General features: G+C 45.9%; 20 protein-coding genes and 2 pseudogenes. All 22 read right to left on the bottom strand.

Annotated features, from left to right (window positions below; translation table 11 throughout):
• Positions 1-1,033 precede the first annotated feature (1,033 nt).
• Positions 1,034-7,267: pseudogene (locus tag D7Y06_RS28600) on the bottom strand (DUF3849 domain-containing protein); the annotation flags it as partial.
• Between the two features lie 11 nt (positions 7,268-7,278).
• A complete protein-coding gene (locus D7Y06_RS14300) occupies positions 7,279-7,626 on the bottom strand; it encodes a helix-turn-helix domain-containing protein (protein ID WP_120408455.1) in 348 nt (115 codons plus the stop codon).
• Positions 7,627-7,638: 12 nt separating this feature from the next.
• Positions 7,639-7,926 carry a hypothetical protein gene (locus D7Y06_RS14295; RefSeq protein WP_120408454.1) on the bottom strand — a complete coding sequence of 96 codons (288 nt, stop codon included), beginning with the start codon at positions 7,924-7,926 and terminating at the stop codon, positions 7,639-7,641.
• Positions 7,927-8,010: 84 nt separating this feature from the next.
• Positions 8,011-8,550, bottom strand: coding sequence for a hypothetical protein (locus tag D7Y06_RS14290; protein ID WP_120408453.1), 540 nt, complete (start codon positions 8,548-8,550; stop codon positions 8,011-8,013).
• A 2-nt stretch (positions 8,551-8,552) separates the two neighbouring features.
• Positions 8,553-9,269 carry a DNA topoisomerase gene (locus tag D7Y06_RS14285; RefSeq protein WP_330566469.1) on the bottom strand — a complete coding sequence of 239 codons (717 nt, stop codon included), beginning with the start codon at positions 9,267-9,269 and terminating at the stop codon, positions 8,553-8,555.
• A gap of 5 nt (positions 9,270-9,274) precedes the next feature.
• Complete coding sequence (locus tag D7Y06_RS14280) at positions 9,275-9,439, bottom strand: transposon-encoded TnpW family protein (RefSeq protein WP_120408451.1); 165 nt, start codon at positions 9,437-9,439, stop codon at positions 9,275-9,277.
• A 117-nt stretch (positions 9,440-9,556) separates the two neighbouring features.
• Positions 9,557-9,778 (bottom strand): annotated as a pseudogene (locus D7Y06_RS14275) (GNAT family N-acetyltransferase); the annotation flags it as partial.
• An 83-nt stretch (positions 9,779-9,861) separates the two neighbouring features.
• Entirely contained in the window at positions 9,862-10,356 is a 495-nt protein-coding gene (locus D7Y06_RS14270; protein ID WP_120408449.1) for an HD domain-containing protein, read from the bottom strand.
• A gap of 161 nt (positions 10,357-10,517) precedes the next feature.
• Positions 10,518-11,213: a class I SAM-dependent DNA methyltransferase gene (locus D7Y06_RS14260; protein ID WP_120408448.1), complete on the bottom strand. Its 696-nt coding sequence runs from the start codon at positions 11,211-11,213 to the stop codon at positions 10,518-10,520.
• 78 nt (positions 11,214-11,291) lie between these two features.
• Positions 11,292-11,615, bottom strand: coding sequence for a hypothetical protein (locus tag D7Y06_RS14255; protein WP_004613237.1), 324 nt, complete (start codon positions 11,613-11,615; stop codon positions 11,292-11,294).
• Positions 11,616-11,721: 106 nt separating this feature from the next.
• Entirely contained in the window at positions 11,722-13,296 is a 1,575-nt protein-coding gene (locus D7Y06_RS14250) for a MobA/MobL family protein (protein WP_120408447.1), read from the bottom strand.
• Positions 13,297-13,602: 306 nt separating this feature from the next.
• Positions 13,603-13,944 carry a hypothetical protein gene (locus D7Y06_RS14240; protein WP_120408445.1) on the bottom strand — a complete coding sequence of 114 codons (342 nt, stop codon included), beginning with the start codon at positions 13,942-13,944 and terminating at the stop codon, positions 13,603-13,605.
• 110 nt (positions 13,945-14,054) lie between these two features.
• Positions 14,055-14,348, bottom strand: a complete 294-nt coding sequence (locus D7Y06_RS14235) for a DUF6809 family protein (protein WP_120408444.1) — start codon at positions 14,346-14,348, stop codon at positions 14,055-14,057.
• A gap of 142 nt (positions 14,349-14,490) precedes the next feature.
• Entirely contained in the window at positions 14,491-14,673 is a 183-nt protein-coding gene (locus tag D7Y06_RS14230) for a CopG family transcriptional regulator (protein ID WP_120408443.1), read from the bottom strand.
• Positions 14,674-14,772: 99 nt separating this feature from the next.
• Positions 14,773-15,048 (bottom strand): hypothetical protein, encoded by a 276-nt coding sequence (locus D7Y06_RS14225; protein ID WP_120408442.1) that lies wholly within the window; start codon positions 15,046-15,048, stop codon positions 14,773-14,775.
• Complete coding sequence (locus D7Y06_RS14220) at positions 15,045-15,653, bottom strand: transposon-transfer assisting family protein (protein WP_120408441.1); 609 nt, start codon at positions 15,651-15,653, stop codon at positions 15,045-15,047. Before D7Y06_RS14220 ends, D7Y06_RS14225 begins: the two co-directional genes overlap by 4 nt.
• 228 nt (positions 15,654-15,881) lie before the next feature.
• A complete protein-coding gene (locus D7Y06_RS14215; RefSeq protein ID WP_120408440.1) occupies positions 15,882-17,711 on the bottom strand; it encodes a recombinase family protein in 1,830 nt (609 codons plus the stop codon).
• 1 nt (position 17,712) lies between these two features.
• The gene (locus D7Y06_RS14210) at positions 17,713-19,188 is read right to left on the bottom strand and encodes a DNA topoisomerase (protein WP_120408439.1); all 1,476 of its coding nucleotides are present in this window, start codon (positions 19,186-19,188) and stop codon (positions 17,713-17,715) included.
• Positions 19,169-19,750, bottom strand: a complete 582-nt coding sequence (locus D7Y06_RS14205) for an MT-A70 family methyltransferase (RefSeq protein ID WP_120408438.1) — start codon at positions 19,748-19,750, stop codon at positions 19,169-19,171. The genes D7Y06_RS14210 and D7Y06_RS14205 overlap by 20 nt, the downstream gene beginning before the upstream one ends.
• 8 nt (positions 19,751-19,758) lie before the next feature.
• Positions 19,759-21,432: a CD1107 family mobile element protein gene (locus tag D7Y06_RS14200; protein WP_120408437.1), complete on the bottom strand. Its 1,674-nt coding sequence runs from the start codon at positions 21,430-21,432 to the stop codon at positions 19,759-19,761.
• Positions 21,404-22,201 carry a hypothetical protein gene (locus tag D7Y06_RS27110; RefSeq protein WP_243119330.1) on the bottom strand — a complete coding sequence of 266 codons (798 nt, stop codon included), beginning with the start codon at positions 22,199-22,201 and terminating at the stop codon, positions 21,404-21,406. The genes D7Y06_RS14200 and D7Y06_RS27110 overlap by 29 nt, the downstream gene beginning before the upstream one ends.
• Positions 22,202-22,231: 30 nt before the next feature.
• Complete coding sequence (locus D7Y06_RS14190) at positions 22,232-23,140, bottom strand: hypothetical protein (RefSeq protein WP_120408436.1); 909 nt, start codon at positions 23,138-23,140, stop codon at positions 22,232-22,234.
• Positions 23,141-23,295: the final 155 nt, after the last annotated feature.

The following is a 23,295-nucleotide window of genomic DNA, read 5'->3' as shown; positions in this document are numbered from 1 at the left end:
GACTGCCTTCTGGAAACGGACAGCTTTGCCGTAGCTGCCCGTTTCAAAAAATTTATAAAGTTTCTGTTTTCTCCTTTGCCTTTTTCGGCATGGCTTTCTCTGCATCTCCCCCGGCAGCTTTCACTTTGAACGCTTCCAGCTTTTCCTTTAATGATGCTCTCTGCACAGGCTTATCAGCCATTCCAGCCGTAAGTTTCAGCCCCTGCGGATTGCCATTATCCACTGCATAATTATGTCTTGCATTTTCTACCGGGTACGGTGTTGGTGCATCCGCAACGCTTTCCCTTGTTTCCGGTTTTTCCTCCTGCCCCAACTTCTGGACATCATGTCCAGAAGTTTCCTGTCCTTCATTTTCTTTCTCCGGCGCATCGTCCATGCCAAGCACATCATCGCCCTTTTCGTCCATGTTAAGCAGGGCATTTAAAGCGGAAAGGCGTTCCAGCTTCTCCGCAAGCTCCGCTTCCTGTGCAAATGGTTTTGTGACCTCCACTTTTGCGGTTTCAAGCTGACGCTCCACCGTTTCAAGTTTTGTCTGCGCTTCGGAAAGCTGTTTCGGCATGGATTCCAGCGCATGGTTGATACGGGCAATGTTGCCGAGAGGGTCTGAGCCAATCTCAAGGTTATGGGAAAGCTGCCCTTTTAAGTTCATCACAAATTTGTGGTTGAACGAATCGAAGGACACCGCCATCTTAAACCCGGAATACTCTCCGACTGTGGCAGGCACATTGACGGTTTTCATCTCCTTGCACATTTCCACGAGTGCGGCTCCGGCTTCCTTTTTATCCGTATAAGCCTTATCCCCGACTTTCATAAAAAACTGCTCTTTATCTGCCGGAAGATTTATCTTTGCGGTTTGAATGTCCGCTGTCATTCCGCTGATCCGCTCTTTCAGAATAACTATCTGCTGTGGATAGTGCTTTGCGATATTGTCCTCAAGGCGGTATTTCTGGCTGGTATGGTTCGCTTTCATCAGCTTTAGCTTGGATACCTGAATATCCAAGTCCATCTTTTCTTTTATATAGGGATTGCCCGTTAGCTGCTCCGCAAAGGGTCTTGTGGTGTCGGGCTGGCAGGTGCTTTCCATGCCATAGGGACCGGAAACCATTTCCATCTTACCCACGATCATCTCCGGGTGTCCGGCAAAATAGCTGTTCATGGCGATGCCGTTTTCATCTTCCGAAAGGTGTACCCAGTCCGGCTCCAAGTCCATAACCCTGTCACGCTTCTTTAAGAATAAAATATCGGAAGTAACTTCCGTCCCTGCATTTTCCTTAAAAGCGGTATTCGGCAGTCTGACCGCCCCTAAAAGCTCTGCCCTCTGTGCAAGGTATTTTCTTACTTCGGGGCTTTTCTTGTCCATTGTACCCTTGCTTGTCACAAAGGCAACCACACCTCCCGGACGCACTTTATCCAGAGTTTTTGCAAAAAAGTAATCGTGTATCAGGAAGTTGTTCCTGTCATACTGCCTGTCTGCCACCTTATACTGACCGAAAGGCACGTTGCCCACCACCACGTCAAAAAAATCATTCGGATAGTCTGTCTTTTCAAAGCCGGAGATTTTAATATCCGCTTTTGGATAGAGCTGTTTTGCAATCCGTCCGGTGATCCCGTCAAGCTCTACTCCATACAGCCTGCTCTCCTGCATCTTTTCCGGCAGCATACCAAAGAAATTCCCGATGCCCATTGCAGGCTCTAAGACATTCCCTTTTTCAAAGCCCATATTTTCTAAGGCTTCATAGATACTGCGGATAATGACCGGGCTTGTGTAGTGGGCATTTAAGGTACTCTCCCTTGCGGAAGCGTATTCTGCATCAGACAGCAGGCTTTTCAATTCCTGATATTCCCCCGCCCATGCGCTTTTGCTTTCGTCAAAGGCATCGGCAAGACCGCCCCACCCGACATACTGTGATAAAATCTTCTGTTCCTCCGGTGTGGCAATACGGTTCTCTCCCTCAATCTTCTCAAGGGTACGGATTGCTTCTATATTCCTTTTGAATTTTTCTTTTGCACCGCCAATACCGAGGGCATCATCTGTGATATGGAAATTAACAGCCCCGGACTTGTCAGTCTGCACCGCTTTTTCCGGTTCTTCAAAATGCAGCTTCTCAACAACCACGTCATAGGGCAGATTGTTTTTTTCGCCCGGATAGACCGCCACAGTTTCAGTTGTGTAACCCGTCTGGTCAGGCTCTTTTTCTTCCGGCGTAAACAGATGTGCATTCCGTTCGTCCTGCCGCAGCAGCTTCTCAAAGTTCTCCCTGCTCTCCAAGCGGCGAGGGGGATTGAACAGGGAGCGATCCATAATCTCGACATTCCAATCGTCGGTTCGGGTAATCTCATAAGGCTTATTGTCCAGATATACAGTAACTCCAACCCGGTAATCCGGCTTCTGGACATCATGTCCAGAAGTTTCCTGCTCCGGGACTGACAGCTCCTGCTCTTTCTGTGAGTACGCTTCCCAAACCCTTTCCGAAACAGCAGAAAAATAAGGAGATTCATCTTCCATGATTTCATACTCAATCTCCTTCAAATTTTCAAGGCTTTCTGCCCCGGTTATCTTTTCATGGTATTTAAAGTACACCGCTTCCCTGCCAAGAATCCCTTCCAGACGCTCCAGCTCCGGCTCTGACATACGCTCCCATATATCGTCCTTTTCCGTATGAATGGTAAAGCCTTCCCCGTCATCGTGGTATTCCAGAGTATATTGCAGGGAATCATGCTCCCCACGAATATCACATTCAAAATCATATACCGTAGTCCGGGAACCTGCAAAATATTCCCTGCCAGTCAAGACCAGATTCTGTATATCGTCTGCGGTCAGCGGCTTTTCTGCATAATCCTCTTGTATCTGCCCATCGGAAACTGCCTTTGCACGTTCGATCTCTATGGTATGCCACTGATCCACCTCACCCGCATTTTGGAAATCAATGCCGTTTTTGTGGCAGTAATCTACAGCCTCATCGACAGTTTTAAATGTTGGCATATCCCCGTGGCTGTCACGGTAAGGCTGCACTTCCTCCCCTGTACTGCCATCCATTACAGAAATACAATAACTGTCTGCAAAAGCGTCCGAGGTAAGTGAAATGGCATAATAAAATTCTGATACTTCCCCGCCTCCTTCAAATCGTGAAAACACCTCCGCTTCGTGGCGGTCAATATCCCGCATGGCTTCGATGTCTATGAAATCATCTTCTATTTCCGCCCTGTCCGGCTTATGGTCATACTCAAAGCGTGTATTTCCGTTTACCTCTGCATAGAAGAAATCACTGTCCTCTACGGAATTGCCAAGCACATATATATCATTGCCGGACTTCCATTCATCTGTTTTTATACATTCCTGCCCGTCAATAAAAATGGTATCTTCGGACTTCTGGACATCATGTCCAGAAGTTTCCCCCTGTATCTGCTCCCTTTTGTATGCGCTCTGTTTTTGCATGGAACTGAATACCATCTCATCATATCCAATCACATCAATCAAATCCGCATGGGTATCTATGTATTCCTGCGCCAACTCACGGTTGAGGAAAAATCGGCTGTGTTCCGGATAGGGTATCAGAAGCCCGTCCTCTGCCGTTGTCACAAGGCGGTAACGCATACCCTCCCTGCCATCGGCATATTGATGGGTGTAAAAGCCTATCGACGGTTCTGAAAAATCTTCTGATGATTCCAGCGCTACCTTGGTTTTCTCCACTGCTTCAACATGGGCAGGCTCTAAGGCAGCATAATCTTCCCCGCTTTCCTTTGCCCCGTCCAGTGTTTCCGACACGGAAATCGGGCTTGCATCCGTATTGTGGGTATCATAAAGGGCATAACCTTCCGTTTCCTTATCAATCCAGAGAAATTTCCCGTTAGGCAGCTTTGCGCTCCATTCCGCAGGCTGTCCGTTATCATCGTCCATGTCATGTACGATATGCCAGTCTAATTCTCCTTCAGGAATATCCGGTACATCATTCTCCGGCTCCTGCTCTGCTTCTGCCTGTGCCGCAAGCTCCTTCTCATGCTCGATATATCTTCTTGCCTGGTTAATAAAACCATTCAGTACAGCAGGGTGGGAAGCGGCAACAATATCCCGGCTTTCATACATTGCATAAGGTTCAATGGACTTTGCCCATTCCTTATTTTCCGGGGAAATCCTTTCCTCCTGCCTGCGGTGCATGACGGTATTTGCAAGCACATAGCTTACACGCTCTATGCCGTATTCCTTTATGACACCCTCCGCCGTTCCCTTTGGCAGACGGTATCCGTCAAAGTTTTCTGCGATAGCCCTGTCAACGGCATCTTTACAGGCAACCTTTGTGTCACGTTCTATCTTTGCCTGTGCCTTTTCAAGCTCTTTCTGCGCCTGTTCCTCTTTATATTCCGCATAGGCTTCTTTTCCTTCGGGGAATAAATATTTATCTTCCTGAATGAGTTTCCTGATACGCTTCTCCACAGCTTTCCGCGGCAACAACACATCGGCATAAGGTTTTGATAAATCTCCCTTTTTCAGACTGATACCTTTAGAATCGTGATCTTCCCAGCTATGGTCAGCTCCGGCAAGCGCATGGGAGCTTCCGCCTATTCCGTATTCCTTTTTCAAAAATGCTGCCGCTTCCTTGCTGTCATGCCCCTCCATAAAATAATCATAGATACGGAAAGAGCCGTGTTCAAAGCCGCTTCCCCTGCCAAGCCTGTGGTCTATCTCGTCCTGTGTAATAAAATCTTCTTTCTTCACTTCCACACGGTCAGATACCGGAAATGTTTTCTTCTGTAAGAGCAGGTTGTCAAGTTCTTCCCTGAGTTCCTCTTTTGGCATGACAGAACGGAAACGCAGTTTCTTTTCGCCGCTTTCAAGCTGTGCCATTGCTTTATCCATGCAGGAAGCGACCAGATCAATCCCCTCCGGCGATGATAAAAGCTCCACCATTTTTGCGTGTGCATCCGAACGGTTCCCGACTTTTTCAAATATTTCCTCCGGCATTTCCCCCATGCCGTCATAGAAAAAATATGCAGTATAGGTAGCAATGCGGTCACGTTCCACCTCATCCACAAGGTAGGCTTCGTTTGCACCCATATAAGTGCCGTTTTCCACCTGTGAGCGTATCTGTGTTTCAATCTCCTGCCAGCTCATGGTAAACTTAGGATTTTCTATCGCTGATGTGCCATCCCCCGCTGTCATGCCCTGCCCGTCAAACCAGACGGCTATCTGTTTTCCCTCAAACTCAAAACCTTTCCCGGTAGTTTTGTATTCTTTTTTCAGAAACTCTGCCATTTCCTCCGGTGTCTTGCCCTGCTGGTACTTGGTATAGATGCGCTTGCGGCTGTTCTCCCTGCCGCCCCCACTCCGCAGGATCGTGTCAAGCTGCTCTTTTGTAATTACTTCTTTTGTCGGTTCAGGGCTTGCTTTTTCTGCCAGGATAATGCCAGCTTCCGCCTCTTTCATGGCAATGCTGCCTACCTGCTCCGTGAACATGGAAAAGAGGTCAAGCTGCTGGTACATCCCGCTTGTGTCGATCTGCTCCGCCTTTTCCCCCGGAAGCAGGTATACGCCATCTTCAATATAGGAATTTACAAAGAAACGGGCGTCCTCCCATGATAAAAGAGTTTCATTTTCTGTACCTGCTTTGCCAGTCATATTGATGTGAAGTCCTTCATCATCAGCATGGAAACCTATGGAAGTACCCGCCACCTCCAGCCCGTAATATGTACCGAAATGGAAACAGTTCTTAAAATATTCCGTCTGCAGCACCGTGTCCTGCTCCATTGCAAAATATCCTGCAATCTCCGGTCTTTTATGGATAAGGAAATCATCAGAACACAAAATCCCTTTCTGTATCTCTACCGCTTTCTCTGCAAACTCCAGATTATCCAAAAAAGAGCCGGACAATGAATCTTCCCCGCTGGTGCGGTCATTATCCGGCTTCCCTGTTTCCTTATTCTGTTGTAATCCGCTGCTTAAAGGCTGTAAACCAGCTCCGTCAGTACGCTTTCCTCCGCCGAGTGCCTGATGCTGTTCATCTTCGCCACCCATTTCATCTGATCGGACGCTTTCAGTGCTTCGTCCACTCCCTCTGCTTTCGCCATCTGCTCTGTCAGGAAGTCCATTCTCTCCTCTGCCTGTTTCTGTATCTCCAGACAGTGCGCTTTCAGTTCTCCCGTCAGCAGAAGCCCGCTGTAAATCCCCCTCCGGTGTTCCTTCAGATAATTCCTGTGCATCAGCCCGTACTTGGTCAGCGGCTCCTCCGGCTCGCTGTCCGGTATCAGGTTGGGTATCAGATAATCCCCGTTCTTCTCGTATGTCAGTTCCATATGCAATGCCCTCCGTTTCTATATTTTTAACAGCCTGTTCCCCTGTCACATATATTGGTATATCCGTTCTTGTCTGCAAAACGCTTTCACGCTTTAAAGCATTATAGCGTGGCTCTGGTGTATTTGCAAGCACTTTTTGGGGATTTTTTTCTATATTGTCAATCTGTACCCCGTTCGCCTTTTCTTTTGCCTTATTTCGGGCAATTTGGCGGTCATAAGCCGCAACCGTTTTTCCGATCTCCATGAGAATGGGCTTGCACATATCCGTGGTGGCATTGCCGATCACGGATAATGCCTTTGTGGTGTTAAACTCACTGATATAATCAAAATTCAGCTCGTCTTTCCACAAGTCCATGTCAGCGCCGCACCGGGATAAAAGGGTGTATGCGATGCTTGCGGAAAGCGTTTCCCTAAGCCGCAGTCCCACATTCAGATCGTCAAATTCCTCTAAGAAGCTGCCCTCCTTTGCATAGGACATATCCTGCATCAGTTCCCCGTAATAATCTTCCGCAATCCTCCCTGCAATCTCCATGAGCCTGCTTTCAAAGGAATTGTATTTATCGGTTGCACCGTATGTTTTTTCAAGCTGTGCAAGCACAGCGTCCTTGTGTTCCTCCCTGATCTCCCACAGGTACGGGTCTTTCCCCAGCCTTCTTGATTTATGTACGTCCGAAACGTCAAAAACATATTTCAGCCTTGGGCGCTCGCTCTCCCGGTCAAAAAGCGCAATCCCCTTTGCCCCACGGTTTACCCAGCAGAACATTTTTTCATTCCATGTTTCCATCGTGGCGCAGGCGCTCGCATCCGGTCTTTGTGCGTAGATGAGCATCTGGTCATCAAACGGATACCGGTACAGCCTTGCGGCAGTAGTCAGGTACTTCGCCCACTCCTCCCCGTTTTTTGACACCTGCCTTGCAGTTTCCCCCGCAAGCAGGGAGATTTCATGGTATTTCTTTGAAACAAGATATTGTTCAGCCATCCGCACCCTCCTTAATCATAAAACCCGTTTTCCTCAATGCCTTTTTCCAGAATGGACGCTACCAGCGTATCCAGCTCCACGCCGTTTATCTCGCTGACCACAATCAGCTTTGCAAGGGTATTCTTTTCCACCGGGACCGCATAGCGTTCCTGATCCGGACACAGCTCACGCACACAGACGCCAAGCGCATCTGCAATCTGGCAGAGTGTGCTTATGTCTGCTTCCCGGATACCTGCCAGAATATCCAGCAGTGTATTCTCACGGACTCCGGAAAGCGCCGCCAAACCCGGTATGCCCATATCCATATCTTTCATCACATTTAAAATCTTATCGCTTGTGCTTAAAATTTCCATTCCCATTGCCAGTCCCTCCTATTCTGCCCTGTTCCCGAAAGAAAAGGCTGTATTTTCTTTCGCTTTTGTGGCTGTAAACTTCGCTTTTACTTCTGCCACCTTAGACTCCAGAACCGAGAACATTGCATCCACCTGTTCCGGCGTATAGTCATAAGCCGACCTGTTGGCAAGGTTTTCAATCCTGCCGATGGCATCAATCGCCTTGTTCATGCGGTACTCCCCAAGACGGATAAATTTCTCCGCTTTCGTTTCTTCTGCCTTTTCTGCAGGTACGTTTACTGTTGCATTTTCCATAATTTCACTCATTGCCATATCCTCCATTTTTCATAAAATCTAAGGGCATACAGATTTTTCCGTATGCCCCGTGGTTCCTGTATGCTTTTATCATGCTTATGATAAATCCGCATCACTGCCAGCCGTCCGGCTGCTGTTGATATATTCAACAAGATCGTTCGGGAATCCGCCTTCCAGTACCTCCCGGATATCATTGATACACTGCTCAAGAAGCTCCCTGTCGCTGTTCCACCCTTCACAGGCATTTTTAATTTCCCTGATACGGTCTGTATTTGATATTTTTCTTTTCCGTGTAAGTCTTTCAACCCCCGCAATCCGGCTGTCCGTAAGAATCCCGATATTTTCAATCCCTTCGAGGATATATCTGAGGAATCCGGCTTCGTTCGCAGTCAGGTATATCCCCCGTGCCGCAGGATTTTCTTCGCCGTCCACGTCAGGAGAACCGGGTCCGTCACTTCCGGAAGGCTCGCTTCCTTCCTGATTGGGAAAATATTCTTCCAAAAATCCGTCATCCGGCTCCATGTCAGATGCAGGCTTCCCACATCTGTCATTGTACTTTTTTACGGCAAATGCCGCAGCGGAAATGGCAGCTCCCGCCACAGCTATGCTAAATAAAATTTTTCCTGTCCTTTTCATTTTCAATGTTCTCCTTTCTTTTCCCGCTTTGGAAATTCCAGCTTTATCTTATACTGAAAACCTTTGATCTCCTTCCCGTCTTTGGTATAGGAATAGTCCTCCACGCCCTCCGGGATAAGGTAGGCATCATAGCTACCTTTCTTCCCTTTCAAGCCTTTTATGAGTGTCTTTTTCCCCTCCAGCATACTTTTTACCTGGCTGTCGGTAAGCGCTGCCCCCATTGCTCGTGATACGTTCATGCCGCACTTGTTTTTACAGTAAGCGCCGAATTTTCCTTTTACCACATCACCGCCGCATTTCGGGCATTTTCCAAGAGATTCCTGCGTACTGCCTCCGAACATGGATTTCTGTTCATCGCTGACACTGCGATAGGTCTGCACAAGCCTGTTTACCAGATCTTCTATGCCGCCCATAAACTCCTGCATGGAATACTCGCCCTTTGCAACGAGTGTCAGGGCATTTTCCCAATCAGCGGTAAGTTTAGGCGATTTCACCACATCAGGAAGTATGGTGATGAGCTTCACACCGTCCTCCGTGGGTATCATCTGCTTTTTCTCACGCTTTACATAGCCGTCCTTTACTAACTTTTCAATCACGTCTGCCCTTGTTGCAGGTGTGCCAAGCCCCTTGCGCTCTGCGTCTGCCCCAATATCCTCTGATCCGGCTCGCTCCATTGCAGATAAAAGAGAATCTTCTGATAAGAGGTGTAAAGTGTTGATGTGGATTATTTCTGATTTTTTTCAAGGCACTCATTGATAATCAGCTTTTGCACTCTGTCCTTAAAGGTTTTGTCGGTGTCTTTACTGAAATGTACCTTAACGGTATAAGTTGTATTCCCCAACTTCCGCTTGAAACTATGGGACTGTTGCTCGTTTTTAGTTTCTGTCATATTCTCTGCTCCTTTACATAAAAATAGAGCGCATAGATTTGTTTTCTATACGCTCTGACGCTGTGTTACTTATTCTGTTGTGATTGTGGTAATGGTTGTTTAGATAAACAAGAATTTCTATTTGTGTTGCCATGTCATTACATAATCTTTTTCTCCGGTAGCCTCATCTAAGCCACTATGCTGAATCTCAAATCCTTCTCTCTTATAAAAAGATATTGCCCGTGCGTTCTTTTGGTATACGTTCAAGTGCGACTTATTCCTTTTATCCTTTGCATAATTCAGCAGAATTTTACCTATACCCTGCGATTGCATTTCACCAGAAACAAAAATGCCCTCAACATATTCATCATTTAACCCTAGGGTTAAACTTAACTACTATTTTTTCTTTGCGATATAAAATACATAACTGTAATAATCTACTACTAATCTAAAATAAAGCGATTATAAGCTATCCTTTTTCCTGTGTTTGTTTTAAAGTTTTCATCTATACACTTTTTTATCTTTTCCTGTTCTTTTTCTTTATCCATAACCGTTAAATTTTCAAGCAAATCAGCTTCCCATTGTATTTGAAAATCAAGTCCATCAATTTTAGATGGAGTATGATGATTGCCTATTATAAAGCATATTCTATCAATATTTTTGTTATAACCTACCTTTTTTAATATTTCTTTCGTTACTTCTGGTCCTTCCTTTTCTTGATAGACACCATCAATAGAACCGTATTTTTTTTGTGCTTCAACCGCACCAATATCATGTAGTATAGCAATAATACTGATGAATTCTTTTTCTTCCTCTCCGATATTTTCTCCTTTCATTATATCTTCTGCATTTTTCAAAACTTTGAGAGTATGCTCTATGCCAAAAGGAATTTCTTTGAATACTTCTTTCATCTCTATAATAATTTTTTCTTTAAACATAAATTACCTCCATTTATACCTTATAGGTGTTTTAGTTCTATCTATCCACTTTTTTGTTCGCCGATACAATCAGCATCATGGGACGGCGCATTTCATCCTGCATCCCCGGAATATCCATCATTTAAGTTTTTTACAATTACAGGAAATGGCAAATCTACTATCTACCTCTCAATTTTTATGGCTCTGACAATGATAATATCCGGGATTTCTTTATTAAAATAGCATTCTTCGTAAAATCCGTCTATGACAAATCCGGTATCAAAACACAGATTAAAAATATCCTGTAAAGAACGATGATAATAACATTGTTTTTGCGGCTGTCCTTCAATCGCAATATCGTAATAGCTGTGCGGCGTCATATATTTTTCTGTAAGCGTTACAAAACAGGGGTGCTGTGTCGCAAATACAAATACTCCGTTATCCTCAAGCAATTTATAAACAGAGGTAAAAAGCGGCTTAATATCGGTAATATCCATGACCGCCATATTGGAGACTGCTTTTGTAAACGGCTTATTTCTTTTTAATGCCATCAGACTTGTTTCATTCGTGGCGTCTGCTACACAAAACTCAATGTAATCAGCATACCGTTTTTGGCGCTTTTTTGCCAGTTCCACCATTTTCTCACTATAATCAAAAGCCAAAACAGAGACAGCTTTTTCTGCAAGATATGCAGAATAATTTCCATTTCCACAGGCAATATCTAAAATATAGTCTGTTGGATCAGGATTTAGAAGCTCTGTTACTTTGGGGCGGACAACTTCTCTGTGAAAATCATTTGATTCATCCCCCATTGCACAATCCCAAAATTCAGCGTTTTGATTCCAGATTGCTTTACTTTCTTCCTTTGAATACTGCATAATATCCTCTTTCACCTCGCTGTAAACTTCCGATTTTTCGTTCTCTGCGACTTCCCAATAAACGGGAATTTGACTTGCCTATTTTCTTAAAATCTCATGTGGAGCTTCTATTTCATTTGCCAAGGTATGCTCTGTTAATTCTGACATCAATTTCAATTTTTTATTAATCAATGGTCGCATACAATTAGGAACATGTTCCTGATGCGCTCTGTGGATTGCTACACATTCCTTACAGTTTCCGTGATAACGACAGGCTTTCAGGCAAGGACAGTGATCTTTGTCTTTATACTCCTTACGAAATTCCGCTGCAAATTCTTCTTGCAGTCTCAGTCCCTCGACACGGTTTCCCTTATGAAATTCTACCATTGCATCCAGTTCTTTCTGGTTCCCTTCAATCTTCATGTTATTATAGCGCCTCCATTTCAACTATTCCTCATTTTCTGATAAATTCCGATTTGTATCGCTAATAGAATACCACAATCACACTCATTTTTCTATCAGATTTTCATTAAATTTCTTCCTCCCTCCGCTTAGTCTTGCTTTGTTGTCTGTTATGCTGTCGGCTCTCGTTCTGAAGTTCCCTCTCAAGGTTCTTCCTGTTATAGCTGATTACCTCGGCATAGGCTAACTCTGTGACGGTCTTGGTCTGCTCTTTGCCGATATTGTCATATTCGGATTGTAAGGACTGTATTTCCGCTTTCCACTGTTTCGGCGTTATCTTCTCGCCGTTCTGTAAAAGGCTCTGCATACGCTCTTTTAATTCGGGGTACTTCGATAGGCTGTCCTTATGCTCCTTATCGTATTTCATTTTCGCAAATCCTTTGAGCGATTGGCTTTCTTTATAGGTGGCTTGGATTGGCGCAAAGAGGGCATACATTTTTGACAGTTCCTTTAATCGGTTTAGTTTCTGCCCCTTTGAAAGATGTACTGTTTCAAGTTGTTGGTATTTCTGCTCCCTATCCGCTGTAAATTTCGCAAGGCTCTCAAAACTGTCTATCTTCCTTGTCGTGATGAATTTCTCCGCATTGTCGGCTGACTGCAAGGCGGTTCTATCGGATATTCTTCTTAGGTGCTTTCCGCTGACAATCGGCAAGTCAAGCCTGCCTTTACGCTCCCTCACTTTTGCAATCATTTCCATGACTTCATTCTTTACGCTGACCGCCGTATTTTTAATCTTGGCATACTGTGCGCTGTGAAGTTCCTGCTTGGCAAGCATGAGCATTTCTTTTGCCTGTTCCAACAGCATATTGTTCTTGATGATTCCCCGATTGATATTTCCCCGCTCGGTTTGTATTCCCTTGCGCTCTAAAGCGTTGGCAACCGCCCCGATATGGATTGTAGGCTCTCTGTCAATTCCCTGCTCCTTAAAAGAACGGTGTTCCCAGTGAACTGCAATCCCCAACTGCTCATTGGTGGCATTGATTGTGTCGGCTAAATCCTTGCGCCACTTCTTGGCGTTCTCTTGGCTGTTCCAGTCGGTACTTTCTACGGTCTGACACTTCCACTGTTTGCGATTTCGCTTGTCCACTTTCTGCTGTCCTGTCTTTTTATCAATAAGGGGAACACGCTCCCCATTTTCATCAAGGACATAAACCTTTTTTGTCTTTGCTCCCCATTCCCCGTTTTCCGCAATAGGGCGCATGGTAAGTAAAACATGGATATGGAGATTGCGCTGTCCTTTATCGTTCTCGCTGTCATGGATTGCCCAATCAGCGCACATACCCTTGTCAACAAAATTCCTCTGAACGTAATCCCTCACGACTTCCTCTGCAAGTTCGTAACTCCATTCGTTGGGGAGTGACGCTTTTAACATTCTTGCAAGCTGTGATTTCTGCCCTTTCTCTGACAGTTCAACAGCGTTCCATAAAGTGGCTCGGTCTGCATATTCTTTGGGGGCGTTGGGTGGGAGAGTGATTTCGCTATGGACTAAATCTTCATGGTATTTCGGGCGGTAGGTCTGCCCGTCATATTCACTCACAAGAACGCTCCTGCTGATGTAGGACGCTTTCTCAACTGCCGACTGCCCCTTGCTCCGCTTGACTATGGAGAAACGTGTGCTTGCCTGTTTCGTGACATTACCCATACAAAGCACCTACATTCCGCCGATAGGGTAGTGGGACGCACCCATAGACTTTGTGGGCAGATAAAAGCCGCACTTTGGCTTTTGTCTGAACGCAAAGTTCACTAAAGGGTAGCAGGCGCAGCCTGCGAAGGGGAATTGTCGTTTCCCCTTTTGGCTGTCGCAAGACAGACAATGCCCTCCGCAGGAGTCCATGCAAGTGAAACTTGCCCCTCGGAGAGCGCACATACCACCTCTGGTGGTATATCTGTGCGCACCCAACAAGTTGGGTGAATACGTTACCTCGGCTTTCCAGTGTCCCCGCTTTTGTCATTCTGTATCGCCCTCGCTTTCGTTCTCGGCATTAGCAATAGTGGATTGTGGGGGAGTGGTTTCTCGGTTCTCTGACTTGATTTTAGATATAATCTGCTGACACTCCCTTGTCTGCAAGGCAACCGATAAGATACGGTTTAATTCGCCCTCGTCATAGCTGTAACAGTCGGGGAAATACTTCACGATAATACCGCCCATGATGTACTTGTGGTGGTTCTCTGCTTTGCGTTTCTTCTCGTTCTGCTTTTTCTTTTCGTTGGCTACACGCTGTTGCGCCTGTTTCAATGCCTGCAATGCCTTTTCTAAGTTTTTGCTTGTGTCGTTTTTGCTTTCAATCATTTCTGATACCTCATTCTTTCTATGCTGTGTTGGTAATTTCTGAAAATAAAAAGGTGGCTGATTTTCCGTTAGGATAAACCGCCACCATAAGCACCGATATTCAGTTTATTTTATTCATCATTTCCTAAGAAACTGTCCTGCCCCTCAAATACCCCCATAGTCATAAGGACACCCAACCGATACCCTCTGACAAAGTAGCTATGCGCATCGCAACAGCTTTCATCAAAGTATGTGTCCGCAAATTTTTGTAGCAGTGCCTTATCCTCGTCATTCAGATTTTCTGCAAGTTTGTTATGGAGTATTTCAATCTGTTCACATAGATACTGGTGGTGTCTTGTTCTTTTTGCGGTTACAGCGTTTACATGAAGCTGGTCATCTAAAAATGCGTCTAAAATTTTTCCCATACTTTTATCTGTTTCCTTTCTGTTTTACTCCATGCGCCACTTGCAAGACAAAAACGTGTAGTGTATAATATTTACGCGGTCTGCCTTGCAGGTGGGCGCAGTGTGAGGTGGCGCAATTCTTTACAGGGGTTCGCCGCCTCCGTTATTTTTCCAGTTCGTCATACACCTTGTCGATACCACGACGGACAACATCAGACGTTGTGGTTTCCAGTGCTTTTTTGCACTGTTCCAGTTTTTCCTTTGTGTCATCATCGACTAAGACAAATATCCTGTCTTTCATGGGCTTATCGCCATTAGGTGGACGTCCCATTTTCTTTTGCGCCACTTTATCACCTCACTTTCATGCGCATATATATCATACACTAACATGCGCATGAAAGTCAACAGAAAGGAAACGATTAAAGATTTTTCATGAAATCATCATTCAGTTATTCATATTTATTTTATTCATTTGTTCCTGTGCCTGTTTCCTTTGTTCCATGCTCAATTTTCTCGGCTTGCGGTAGCTGACATATGATTTTGGAAATGAATAGGTCTTAGATACCTCGTCCTGCCCTGTCAGCTTGTATGTGTCGGGGAAGTCGGCAGTAAGCGTGTCAAGTTTTCTCATAACCGCTTTATCCCTTGTATAGAGGGTGGCGGTCTGTTCTCCTGCATTGTAATTGACAACCGTTTCCTGTTCGTATCGTGAAAGTTTCATAATGCCATATCCCCCTTTCCTTTGCTGTGGGTTCTGTGCTGTTTTCCCTCGGCAACTGTCGGCTGTTTTGCCTGTTCCTTTGCTCTGGCTAACCTTGCCATTATGGAATGGTCACGCTCGGTCAGTTTCCGTCTTTTGGTGGTGGCGGTCAGTTCCGCACACGTTTCCTCTGACAAAGCATTTAATTTCTTTAATGTATCGCTTACTGTCTGCTTTGTGTTACTGTCTTTTACCTGCGGAAGAATAGCGGATAAACTGGCGCACGTTTCCGATTTGCTCTGTTCCCCAAACTGATAGATTAAATTGATTTCATCAGCGTTGAAAGGTATCTGAAAATTTGCACCCTCACATAAACGCTCCACGCCCACGCACTTAGGGATATTCCTTGTCAGTTCGTAATTATCCCTCGCTGTGATTGTTCCATGACTGTCGGTCTGCCTTACCTCTACTTCGCACTGGCTTTTCTGTTCCAACACAAGCCACTGGTATTTGTCGTTTTTTTTGGTAAATACAGTCTGATGCGCATTTGAGTGTGTCCTGCTGCGGATATATTTGTCGGTGGTGCTGTAATAGCCCAAAATCTGCTGTTCCTGCTTTTTATTCATGGTCTTTGCCCTCCTGTGATATGGATTGATTGATATGATTGATTGGTTTCGGTGCTGATAAATGATTTTCTCCCGCTAATTGTCGGGAGATTGGATTGCGGAATATCATTGACGGATATTTCTCCGCTTGGGAGAATAGGGGTTCATTTCATACGGTAATTACCGCACGAAAAAAGACTATAACCGTTAATGTCATAGCCTTTTCTTTGGGGAAGTTCCTTTTCTCTGTTAATCTGCTTTTTCAGCAAGTTCTTTTTCCCGTTCCCTGCGTATTTCCTCCCGTTTTCTCGCCATATATTTACGGTTGCACGCCCGCTTTTTCTCCAACCGTATGCGCTCTTTTTCCTGCTGTGCCTTTTCTTCCTCGGTCAGTTCAGTTTCCTCATGGGGTATCTCGATTTTGCCGATATAGTTTAAGAATATCTCCACTTCCTGTGTCCTGTCCGCCCCTATGCCCTCGGCTTTATGGACTACGATTTTTGATACAAACTCGTTAATCATGGCAGGAGTAAGTTCTTCAAAATCGGTATACTTTTTTGCAAGCTCCATAAAGAGGTCTGCGTTCTCCCTGTCGGTGTTGATTTCTTCCAGTTCCGCATTGTCCGTTTCAAGGCTGTTTTCCAGTTCCGCAAGTTCGGTTTCATAGTCATTCAGCATTGCGTCAAAACGTTTGTCGCTTAGTTTTCCGCTGATGTTGTCCTCATAGAGTTTCTTTATCAGACGGTTCACTTCATCATAACGCTTTTCATTCTTTTTTATCCGCTGTCTGACGGTCTTTCCTGCGTCTGCTTTTCTGTCAGAGGACAGTTTGCAGATAACCGCCTTAAACTCGCCCTCGTTGGCTACCGCATAATTGCACGTTTCCTTTATCGTTTCAAGGACAAGCGCATTGACCGCCTTTGTCTGTATTCCATGTGAGGAACACTGTTGTCTGTATTTCTGCCTGCCTAAGTTGTAGTTGGAGCAGTTATAATCATCTTCGGGAGCAATCCAGCGTCCTTTGCCTTTGGTGTAGATGTCTTTCCTATACCTCGCCGTCCTGTGGCGGTGGTTATACATCTTCGCCCCGCAATCAGCACAAAACATCTTGCCTGTCAGTGGGTTTGCCTCCCCTAAAATATCTGGTCTGCGGACTGTCTTGCGGAGTTCCTGCGCCATGTTCCATGTTTCCTCGTCAACAATCGGCTCTTGGGTGTTCTTGAAGATTACAAGTTCTTCTTTTGGGGTTTTCTTTGCCCTCTTGTCCTTATAGCTTTCCTTATAGGTGCGGAAGTTGACCATATGCCCCATGTATTCGGGTTTGGAGAGGATAGTGGCAACTGTACTCCCACGCCACATATAAGGGTTTTCGGTGTCATAGGTGGTGCAGTGCGTGCCTAATCCCCGTTTCCCCATGTAGTAGGACGGTCTTTCGACTTTTTCATCATGGAGTATCCTCGCTATGTCATACGGTCCTTTTCCTGCAATGCACAATCGGAATATCCTGCGGACAACTTCGGCTGCGGGTTCATCAATTACCCAATGGGTGCTGTCAAGCGTGTCCTTTTTGTAACCGTAAGGGCAGTGGTTAGATGTGTGGGCATTTCCCGTCATTCCCCTTGCCCGTAAGACAGTGGTAATCTTCCTGCTTGTGTCACGCACATACCATTCGTTCATGATGTTCAAAAATGGCGCAAACTCCGCACTTTCCCTTTTTTCGCTGTCCACTCCGTTTGAAATTGCTATGAAATGCACTCCCTTTTCTCGGAACAATACCTCGGTATAAAATCCTACCTGCAGGTAGTCACGCCCTACCCGGCTCATGTCCTTTACAATCACTGTGCCGATTTTGCCCTGTTCCACATCTTCAACAAGGCGTTTCCAGTTCGGGCGGTCAAAACTCGCCCCACTCCAACCGTCATCAGTGTAGTGGGAGAGGTTGGCGTAACCGTTCTTTTCCGCATAATCTTCCAGTATCTTCTTCTGATTTGTGATACTGTTGCTTTCCCCGCTCTGCTCATCGTCTTTTGATAATCTCTCGTAAAGTGCTGTAATTTTTAAGCTGTCCTTGTTCTTCATTTTATCCTGCTCCTTTCTTTCGGGGTGCTTTCCACGCCCCACACTGACAGCATATCACTTCCGTAAAATGCTTCGGCGGCTGCGTGAAATGCTCCGTTACCTTTGTCTGCACTCCTTCAAAGACCATTCCCTCCGAAAGCTCCGGCAGCTTTTTCTCCTCTTTTTCCTTATCTTCCGATGTTTTATAGGAACGTCTGAAAGCTGCTTCAAAGTCTTTCCAGCCATTTCTTGTTATGGATTTCCCTGAAACTGTAAAGACAGCGCCGTTACAGCCAAACTCTGCTTTGACCGTTTCATACTCATGCTTTTCCCCTGTGGCACAGAGTAAGCGGTTTGCGGCAAGGGAAAGTATCTTCATTTCCCCCTCCGGCACGGCGGAAAGGTCAGTGACTGTAATCTCCATTGTTGGAATGATTGCATGGTGGTCTGTCACTTTTTTACTGTCCATTACTCTTTTTATATCCGGCTCTGCCCCGGTCTGTTCCTCAAAGAGAACCGCTTTGTAAACCGCCCCGATCACAGCCCTTGCCGTATCTTCCATATCGTCTGATAAATACTGGCTGTCAGTACGGGGATATGTGACCAGCTTTTTCTCATAAAGACTCTGTGTGTACTCTAAAGTCTGCTTTGCGGTAAAGCCGAATAAACGGTTTGCGTCCCTCTGTAATGTAGTGAGGTCATAGAGCTTCGGCGGCTGCACCGTTTTCTTTTCCTTTATGACAGAAAGAACCGTGGCGGCTTTGCTTTCACACGCTGCAGCAATAGCTTCTGCCTGTGCCTTGTCATCAACCCTCTCCGTTGCCGCATCAATCCCGTCCATCAGGATATGCGCCATATAATACTGCTCTTTCTTGAAATTCCTGATCTTTTCCTCACGCTCCACCAGCATTGCAAGCGTCGGTGTCTGCACCCTGCCAACCTTTAATACTTTTCCGCCATATAAAACCGTAAAGAGCCTTGTGCCGTTCAGTCCTACAAGCCAGTCTGCCCTCTGTCTGCAAAGTGCGGAATGGTAAAGGTTATCATAATCGCTTCCCGGACGCAGGTTTTCAAAACCCTCACGGATTGCGCTTTCCTCCATAGAGGAAATCCAGAGCCGCTTCATGGGCTTGTCACACCCTGCCATCTCATACACAAGGCGGAAGATAAGCTCTCCCTCACGCCCTGCGTCAGTCCCACAAATCACAGCCGTCACATCTTCCCTGTGCATAAGCCCCTTTAACACCTTGTACTGCGCCGCTGTACCGCTTTTTACTTCTGTCTGCCATTCCTCCGGTATCATGGGCAGGCTCTCATAACTCCACTTTTTCCATGTATCAGAATAGGCATCCGGCTGTGCAAGCTCAACCAGATGCCCGATGCACCATGAAACAATATAATTGTTCCCCTCCATGTACCCGTCTTTTCTCTCACCTGCGCCGATCACACGGGAAATTGCCTGTGCCACGCCCGGTTTTTCAGTTACCACTAACTGCATTTTTTTTACCTCCTGTCAGTTCAATATCACATTCTACTTCGTTTCCCCATACATCAAACCCGTCTGTTTTTCTCCGGGCAAACAGTTCTATCTTTGGCACATCTCCCATAAGCTGGCTGATCCTGTGATGCACCTCTATTGGTTTTCTGCTGTGTTCTTCAATATGTGACACAACTACCTGATGCACCCCTGCATTAACACGCTTTGGTGTGCCTTTTGTTGCTAAGATACAAAGCTCTGCATTGCTGCGTGTCCAGTATCCCATGCCCCAAAAGAGCGAGTCACTCTTTTTATTCTGCTTTACCCATACAAACGCTACTGTCTTATAGGTAAATCCCCATGCCTTTATCACTTCCAGTCCTTCCAAAAGGCAGGGGAATGTTACCCATAAAAATAAGGCACAGTCCTTGTCTGCAATGTCAGCAACCGGAAGCGCCTTTATATCTTCTATGTCCATAGTGGGATAATGGCTCTCTGCACTTCTTCCCATACCCTTTTTAGAATACACCCTGTAATGCCAGGGAGGGTCCGCCAGAATAACAGAATATTTCTTTTCTCCCATGCTGCCAGCTACTCCTCCTCATCCTCAAAAAAATCATCTTTGGAACCGTCCTCCGGTTCGTCATCTTCGTTCTCTAATTCCTCCTCATCTTCCTCGTCCTCATCTTCGTCCTCAATGAAATCCTCTTTTTTCTTGCGGACTACTTTGAAATAATAAGCGCCGCCGATAAAGGCTATTGCAAGTGCGCCCATGAGGATATAGGAAATGACCGGGTTCGGCTCCTCCGCTTTTTCTTCCGGTTCGGTTTCCTCTGTGCTTTCTGTATCTTCCGTATTCTCCGTTTCTTCGGTATCTTCCTCCGTCTGCTCTGTATCTTCCGGCTTTTCCCCGTTATTGTTCGGCAGGGCGCTATCTTCTGTCGGGATTGCAGATTCTAATGCAGCAGAATTTTTCGGCAGGGTTTCGCTGTTGTCGGAAGTTGCATTTAACAGGTCATTTTCCGTAATCTCCGTAAGGAAATACACCATTTCCTCCTCCCCGTCACGGTCAATGATCAGGTAGAAAACCTTGTCCGATGCGGTCTGGATTGTATAAAATTCCTTTCCCTGCTCTGACTGCTCTTTCTCCGTATTTCCACTTTCTGCCTTTTCTGCGGCATCCGCTTTGGCAAATTCCTGTTTCTTCTGTTCCTCCGGTGTCTGTGAAACAGTATTCCCGTCACCGTCTGTCTTGGTATGCTCCGTGACAGTGGCTGTGGCGTTCCCCGGCTTGGTGGCTTCGGCATTGACCGGGAGCTGCTCTGCCGGGTTCTCGTCACTCTCATCCGCAGGGTCTTTGTAATATGGGTTTTTGGTCTTATATACCTCCGACATATTCCCGGCATTGTCCATTGCGGAAATGGTAAAATATTCATACCCTGCGTCAAACTGCTGTAAGCGGATATTCAGTGTGCCGTTTGTCAGCTCCGTAAACTCATACCCGTTCACATAGACCGCCTTTGCACCGGAATCCGTGTCATGCACCTGGACGCTTAACAGCCCGTCACTGACAGCCGCATTGAGCGTGGGCTTCGTGGTGTCAAAACAACGGACAGCCCTGCTTCTTTCATATGTATTGCCTTTCTGGTCTGTGACCTGCACATAAACTGTACAGTTTTCGGAGATTTCCAGTTTTTTATCTTCCGTCACGTCCGTCCAGCTCCCGTTCTGCCCGACTTTTGCCTGTATCTGTACCGCTTCAAAATTGCCTGTATGCGCTGTATCGGATACGGAAAATGTCACGGCTGCTTTTTCGTTGTACCACCCGCCCGGACTGTTGATATGGATCACCACATTTGGTGTCTTATACTCGCAATTCCTGTAATCAGCGGCGCACACTTCACAATCCTTGTCACAGTCATATGCGCTGCACTTTTTCTCACAGGTACACACCGGCTCCGGCACATCATTTCCTGATACGGTTCCGTCCTCCGTATCGCTCTCTGTGCCGCTTTCTGTCTGCTCCTCTGTAGTTTCCCCTGTACTGCCCTCTGTTTCCTGCTCTGTACTGCTTTCCTCTGTAGTGATTTCCTCCGTACTGCTCTCTGTTTCTTCCTCTGTGCTACTTTCCCCGCTGTCCTCTGCCCTAACGTCAATGGCGTTGTTCCCGTTCATGGAAAACGCCATTGCAGGCATACAGAATAATACTGCGGATAAAATGAGCGATAACACCGCCCTATAACGTAACTTCGTTTTTTTGTTCATGGCTTGCTGCCTCCCTTTCTATATTCTGTGTCTGCTGTTCCTCCTGCTCTTTTTTCCTGAGCAGGCTTAAAATTTCTTCCTCGCTGACTTTATTCAGCAGGATCAGGCGGTCCAGAGAAATCTTATTCTTCTCAATGAATTTCATTTTCTCCGCATCCTCTGCCATCTGTAACTGGCTCTCCAAGTCCTTCTGGTGGTAAGTGTCCCTGCGGCGGTAATCGTCCCTGAAATCTTTTGTTTCCCCGGTCTGTTCCTCTCCGACATCCTCCGTAAAGGTATTCTGTTCCTTAGAAAAACCGTCCTGCGCTTTACTTCCCGCATTATCACTGTCCGGTTTTTCCTTATTTCCCGTAAAACTGTTTTCCTTTTGGAACTGCCCCGGCTTGCGTCTTTTCTGAACGGATTTTGCTTTTTGACCGGACATGGTTTTCTGTCCTGATGTTTTCTTTTCAGCACGCTGAAAACTGTTCTGATTCTCCTGAAAACTGCCGCTGTCCGGCTTCTTCCTTAATTTCAAATTCTTCTGCACAGCAGAAGGACTGGCATCGTGTCCAAAAGTTTTTGACTGTTCTGACTTCAAATCCTTCTGCTGAGCAGAAGGATTGACATCATGTCCAGAAGTTACATCTGCATCCCTCGGCTGATGTACGCCGGACTGTTTCTGCTTTGCCTTTTTGGTATCGCTGCCCCGTTTCGTGGAACTGCCGCCCGCAAAAGCATTTTTATCCTTTGCAAACTCAGCCGCCCGCTTTTTCTTTTTTTCTGCCATCAATAATCCTCCATATTTATCCATTATTTATTATCCAATATCTTCCTTTTTGTGTCCGCCTGGTGCATAATCCTTAAAATCTTTGACGGAATAAAACAGCCGCTTGTTATTTACCCACCTCTGCATCTTCCGGGTTTCCTCCGGTGCAGAAGGCTTCTCATACACCATCACATACGGGCTGTACCCCAAATCACGCAGGGTATAAATACGGTATAAGTCCTGTTCATGGGTGCTTCCATAATTTGTAAGGACATAGACCTGCTTTTTCCGTTTGTCCTTTACCGTTGTCAGCTCTGAAAACTTCTTAAAATACGGTATCAGGTCATCTTCCGGGTTATCCCATGCAAAATGCAGCATTTTTGTATTGATTTTATTTAATGCCGCCACTTTTTCCGGTGTAATCAGCCGCACGTCAAGCCCCTGCGTAAAATCAACATCTGCCCCGCTGTCCGCAAGCTGTCCTAAGAGCCGCTCCCAATCCAGGCAGGCTAAAATATTTGCGTCCAAGAGCTTGATTTCTTTTTCCCCGTCCCAAAATTCTGATAGGTCAGCCACCGCTTCTGTCTTTCTTCCTTCCTTTTCTCCCACAATGCAGAACCCGCACCCACGGGGGCATCCTCTGGAAAGAAAGCCGTAGGCTGTTCCCGCAAATTCCGGGTACAGCCCATAGTCTGGGTGCATATGTTCCACAATATCCGGCAGCTTATTGTCAAGACCGTACCCTGTGCCGCCTTTTATGATATGGTAAGCCTTTATGCTCCCTTCATAATCTTTGGAATAAGTATCCGTAAATACCCTGCTCATATAAACAAGGTCATACCATTTCCCACTGTCGTACCATTCCACCGTATCCCCTCTTGCCTTATGGTAAGCGGACAGCTTCATCAGGCAGAGGTTGGGGAAACGGTGTCCGTCCACATCAATCAGCCCTATCCTCACTCTGTTTCCTCCTGCTTTACACTTTCCTCCGGTCTTGTGTTCATGATCGCATAGGTCTTTGTGTCTGTCGGGTATTTGTCAATATGGTGTTAGTATATAAGTGTGGACAGAAAAAGTTGAACAACCTATACTATCAAGTGAAAGAGCAAAGGAGA

This window comes from Roseburia sp. 1XD42-69 (assembly GCF_003612565.1).
GTDB lineage: Bacteria > Bacillota > Clostridia > Lachnospirales > Lachnospiraceae > Roseburia_B.
Note: the sequence above shows the minus strand (reverse complement) of the source record. Positions and strands in the feature narration are given on the sequence as shown.

What these genes read in the sequence shown, in the direction of transcription:
- D7Y06_RS14300 (WP_120408455.1), bottom strand. Translation starts at nt 7,626, where the DNA reads ATGGGAATGGAAATTTTAAGCACAAGCGATAAGATTTTAAATGTGATG.
- D7Y06_RS14295 (WP_120408454.1), bottom strand. Translation starts at nt 7,926, where the DNA reads ATGAGTGAAATTATGGAAAATGCAACAGTAAACGTACCTGCAGAAAAG.
- D7Y06_RS14290 (WP_120408453.1), bottom strand. Translation starts at nt 8,550, where the DNA reads ATGAAAAGGACAGGAAAAATTTTATTTAGCATAGCTGTGGCGGGAGCT.
- D7Y06_RS14280 (WP_120408451.1), bottom strand. Translation starts at nt 9,439, where the DNA reads ATGACAGAAACTAAAAACGAGCAACAGTCCCATAGTTTCAAGCGGAAG.
- D7Y06_RS14270 (WP_120408449.1), bottom strand. Translation starts at nt 10,356, where the DNA reads ATGTTTAAAGAAAAAATTATTATAGAGATGAAAGAAGTATTCAAAGAA.
- D7Y06_RS14260 (WP_120408448.1), bottom strand. Translation starts at nt 11,213, where the DNA reads ATGCAGTATTCAAAGGAAGAAAGTAAAGCAATCTGGAATCAAAACGCT.
- D7Y06_RS14255 (WP_004613237.1), bottom strand. Translation starts at nt 11,615, where the DNA reads ATGAAGATTGAAGGGAACCAGAAAGAACTGGATGCAATGGTAGAATTT.
- D7Y06_RS14250 (WP_120408447.1), bottom strand. Translation starts at nt 13,296, where the DNA reads ATGGGTAATGTCACGAAACAGGCAAGCACACGTTTCTCCATAGTCAAG.
- D7Y06_RS14240 (WP_120408445.1), bottom strand. Translation starts at nt 13,944, where the DNA reads ATGATTGAAAGCAAAAACGACACAAGCAAAAACTTAGAAAAGGCATTG.
- D7Y06_RS14235 (WP_120408444.1), bottom strand. Translation starts at nt 14,348, where the DNA reads ATGGGAAAAATTTTAGACGCATTTTTAGATGACCAGCTTCATGTAAAC.
- D7Y06_RS14225 (WP_120408442.1), bottom strand. Translation starts at nt 15,048, where the DNA reads ATGAAACTTTCACGATACGAACAGGAAACGGTTGTCAATTACAATGCA.
- D7Y06_RS14220 (WP_120408441.1), bottom strand. Translation starts at nt 15,653, where the DNA reads ATGAATAAAAAGCAGGAACAGCAGATTTTGGGCTATTACAGCACCACC.
- D7Y06_RS14215 (WP_120408440.1), bottom strand. Translation starts at nt 17,711, where the DNA reads ATGAAGAACAAGGACAGCTTAAAAATTACAGCACTTTACGAGAGATTA.
- D7Y06_RS14210 (WP_120408439.1), bottom strand. Translation starts at nt 19,188, where the DNA reads ATGCAGTTAGTGGTAACTGAAAAACCGGGCGTGGCACAGGCAATTTCC.
- D7Y06_RS14205 (WP_120408438.1), bottom strand. Translation starts at nt 19,750, where the DNA reads ATGGGAGAAAAGAAATATTCTGTTATTCTGGCGGACCCTCCCTGGCAT.
- D7Y06_RS14200 (WP_120408437.1), bottom strand. Translation starts at nt 21,432, where the DNA reads ATGAACAAAAAAACGAAGTTACGTTATAGGGCGGTGTTATCGCTCATT.
- D7Y06_RS27110 (WP_243119330.1), bottom strand. Translation starts at nt 22,201, where the DNA reads ATGGCAGAAAAAAAGAAAAAGCGGGCGGCTGAGTTTGCAAAGGATAAA.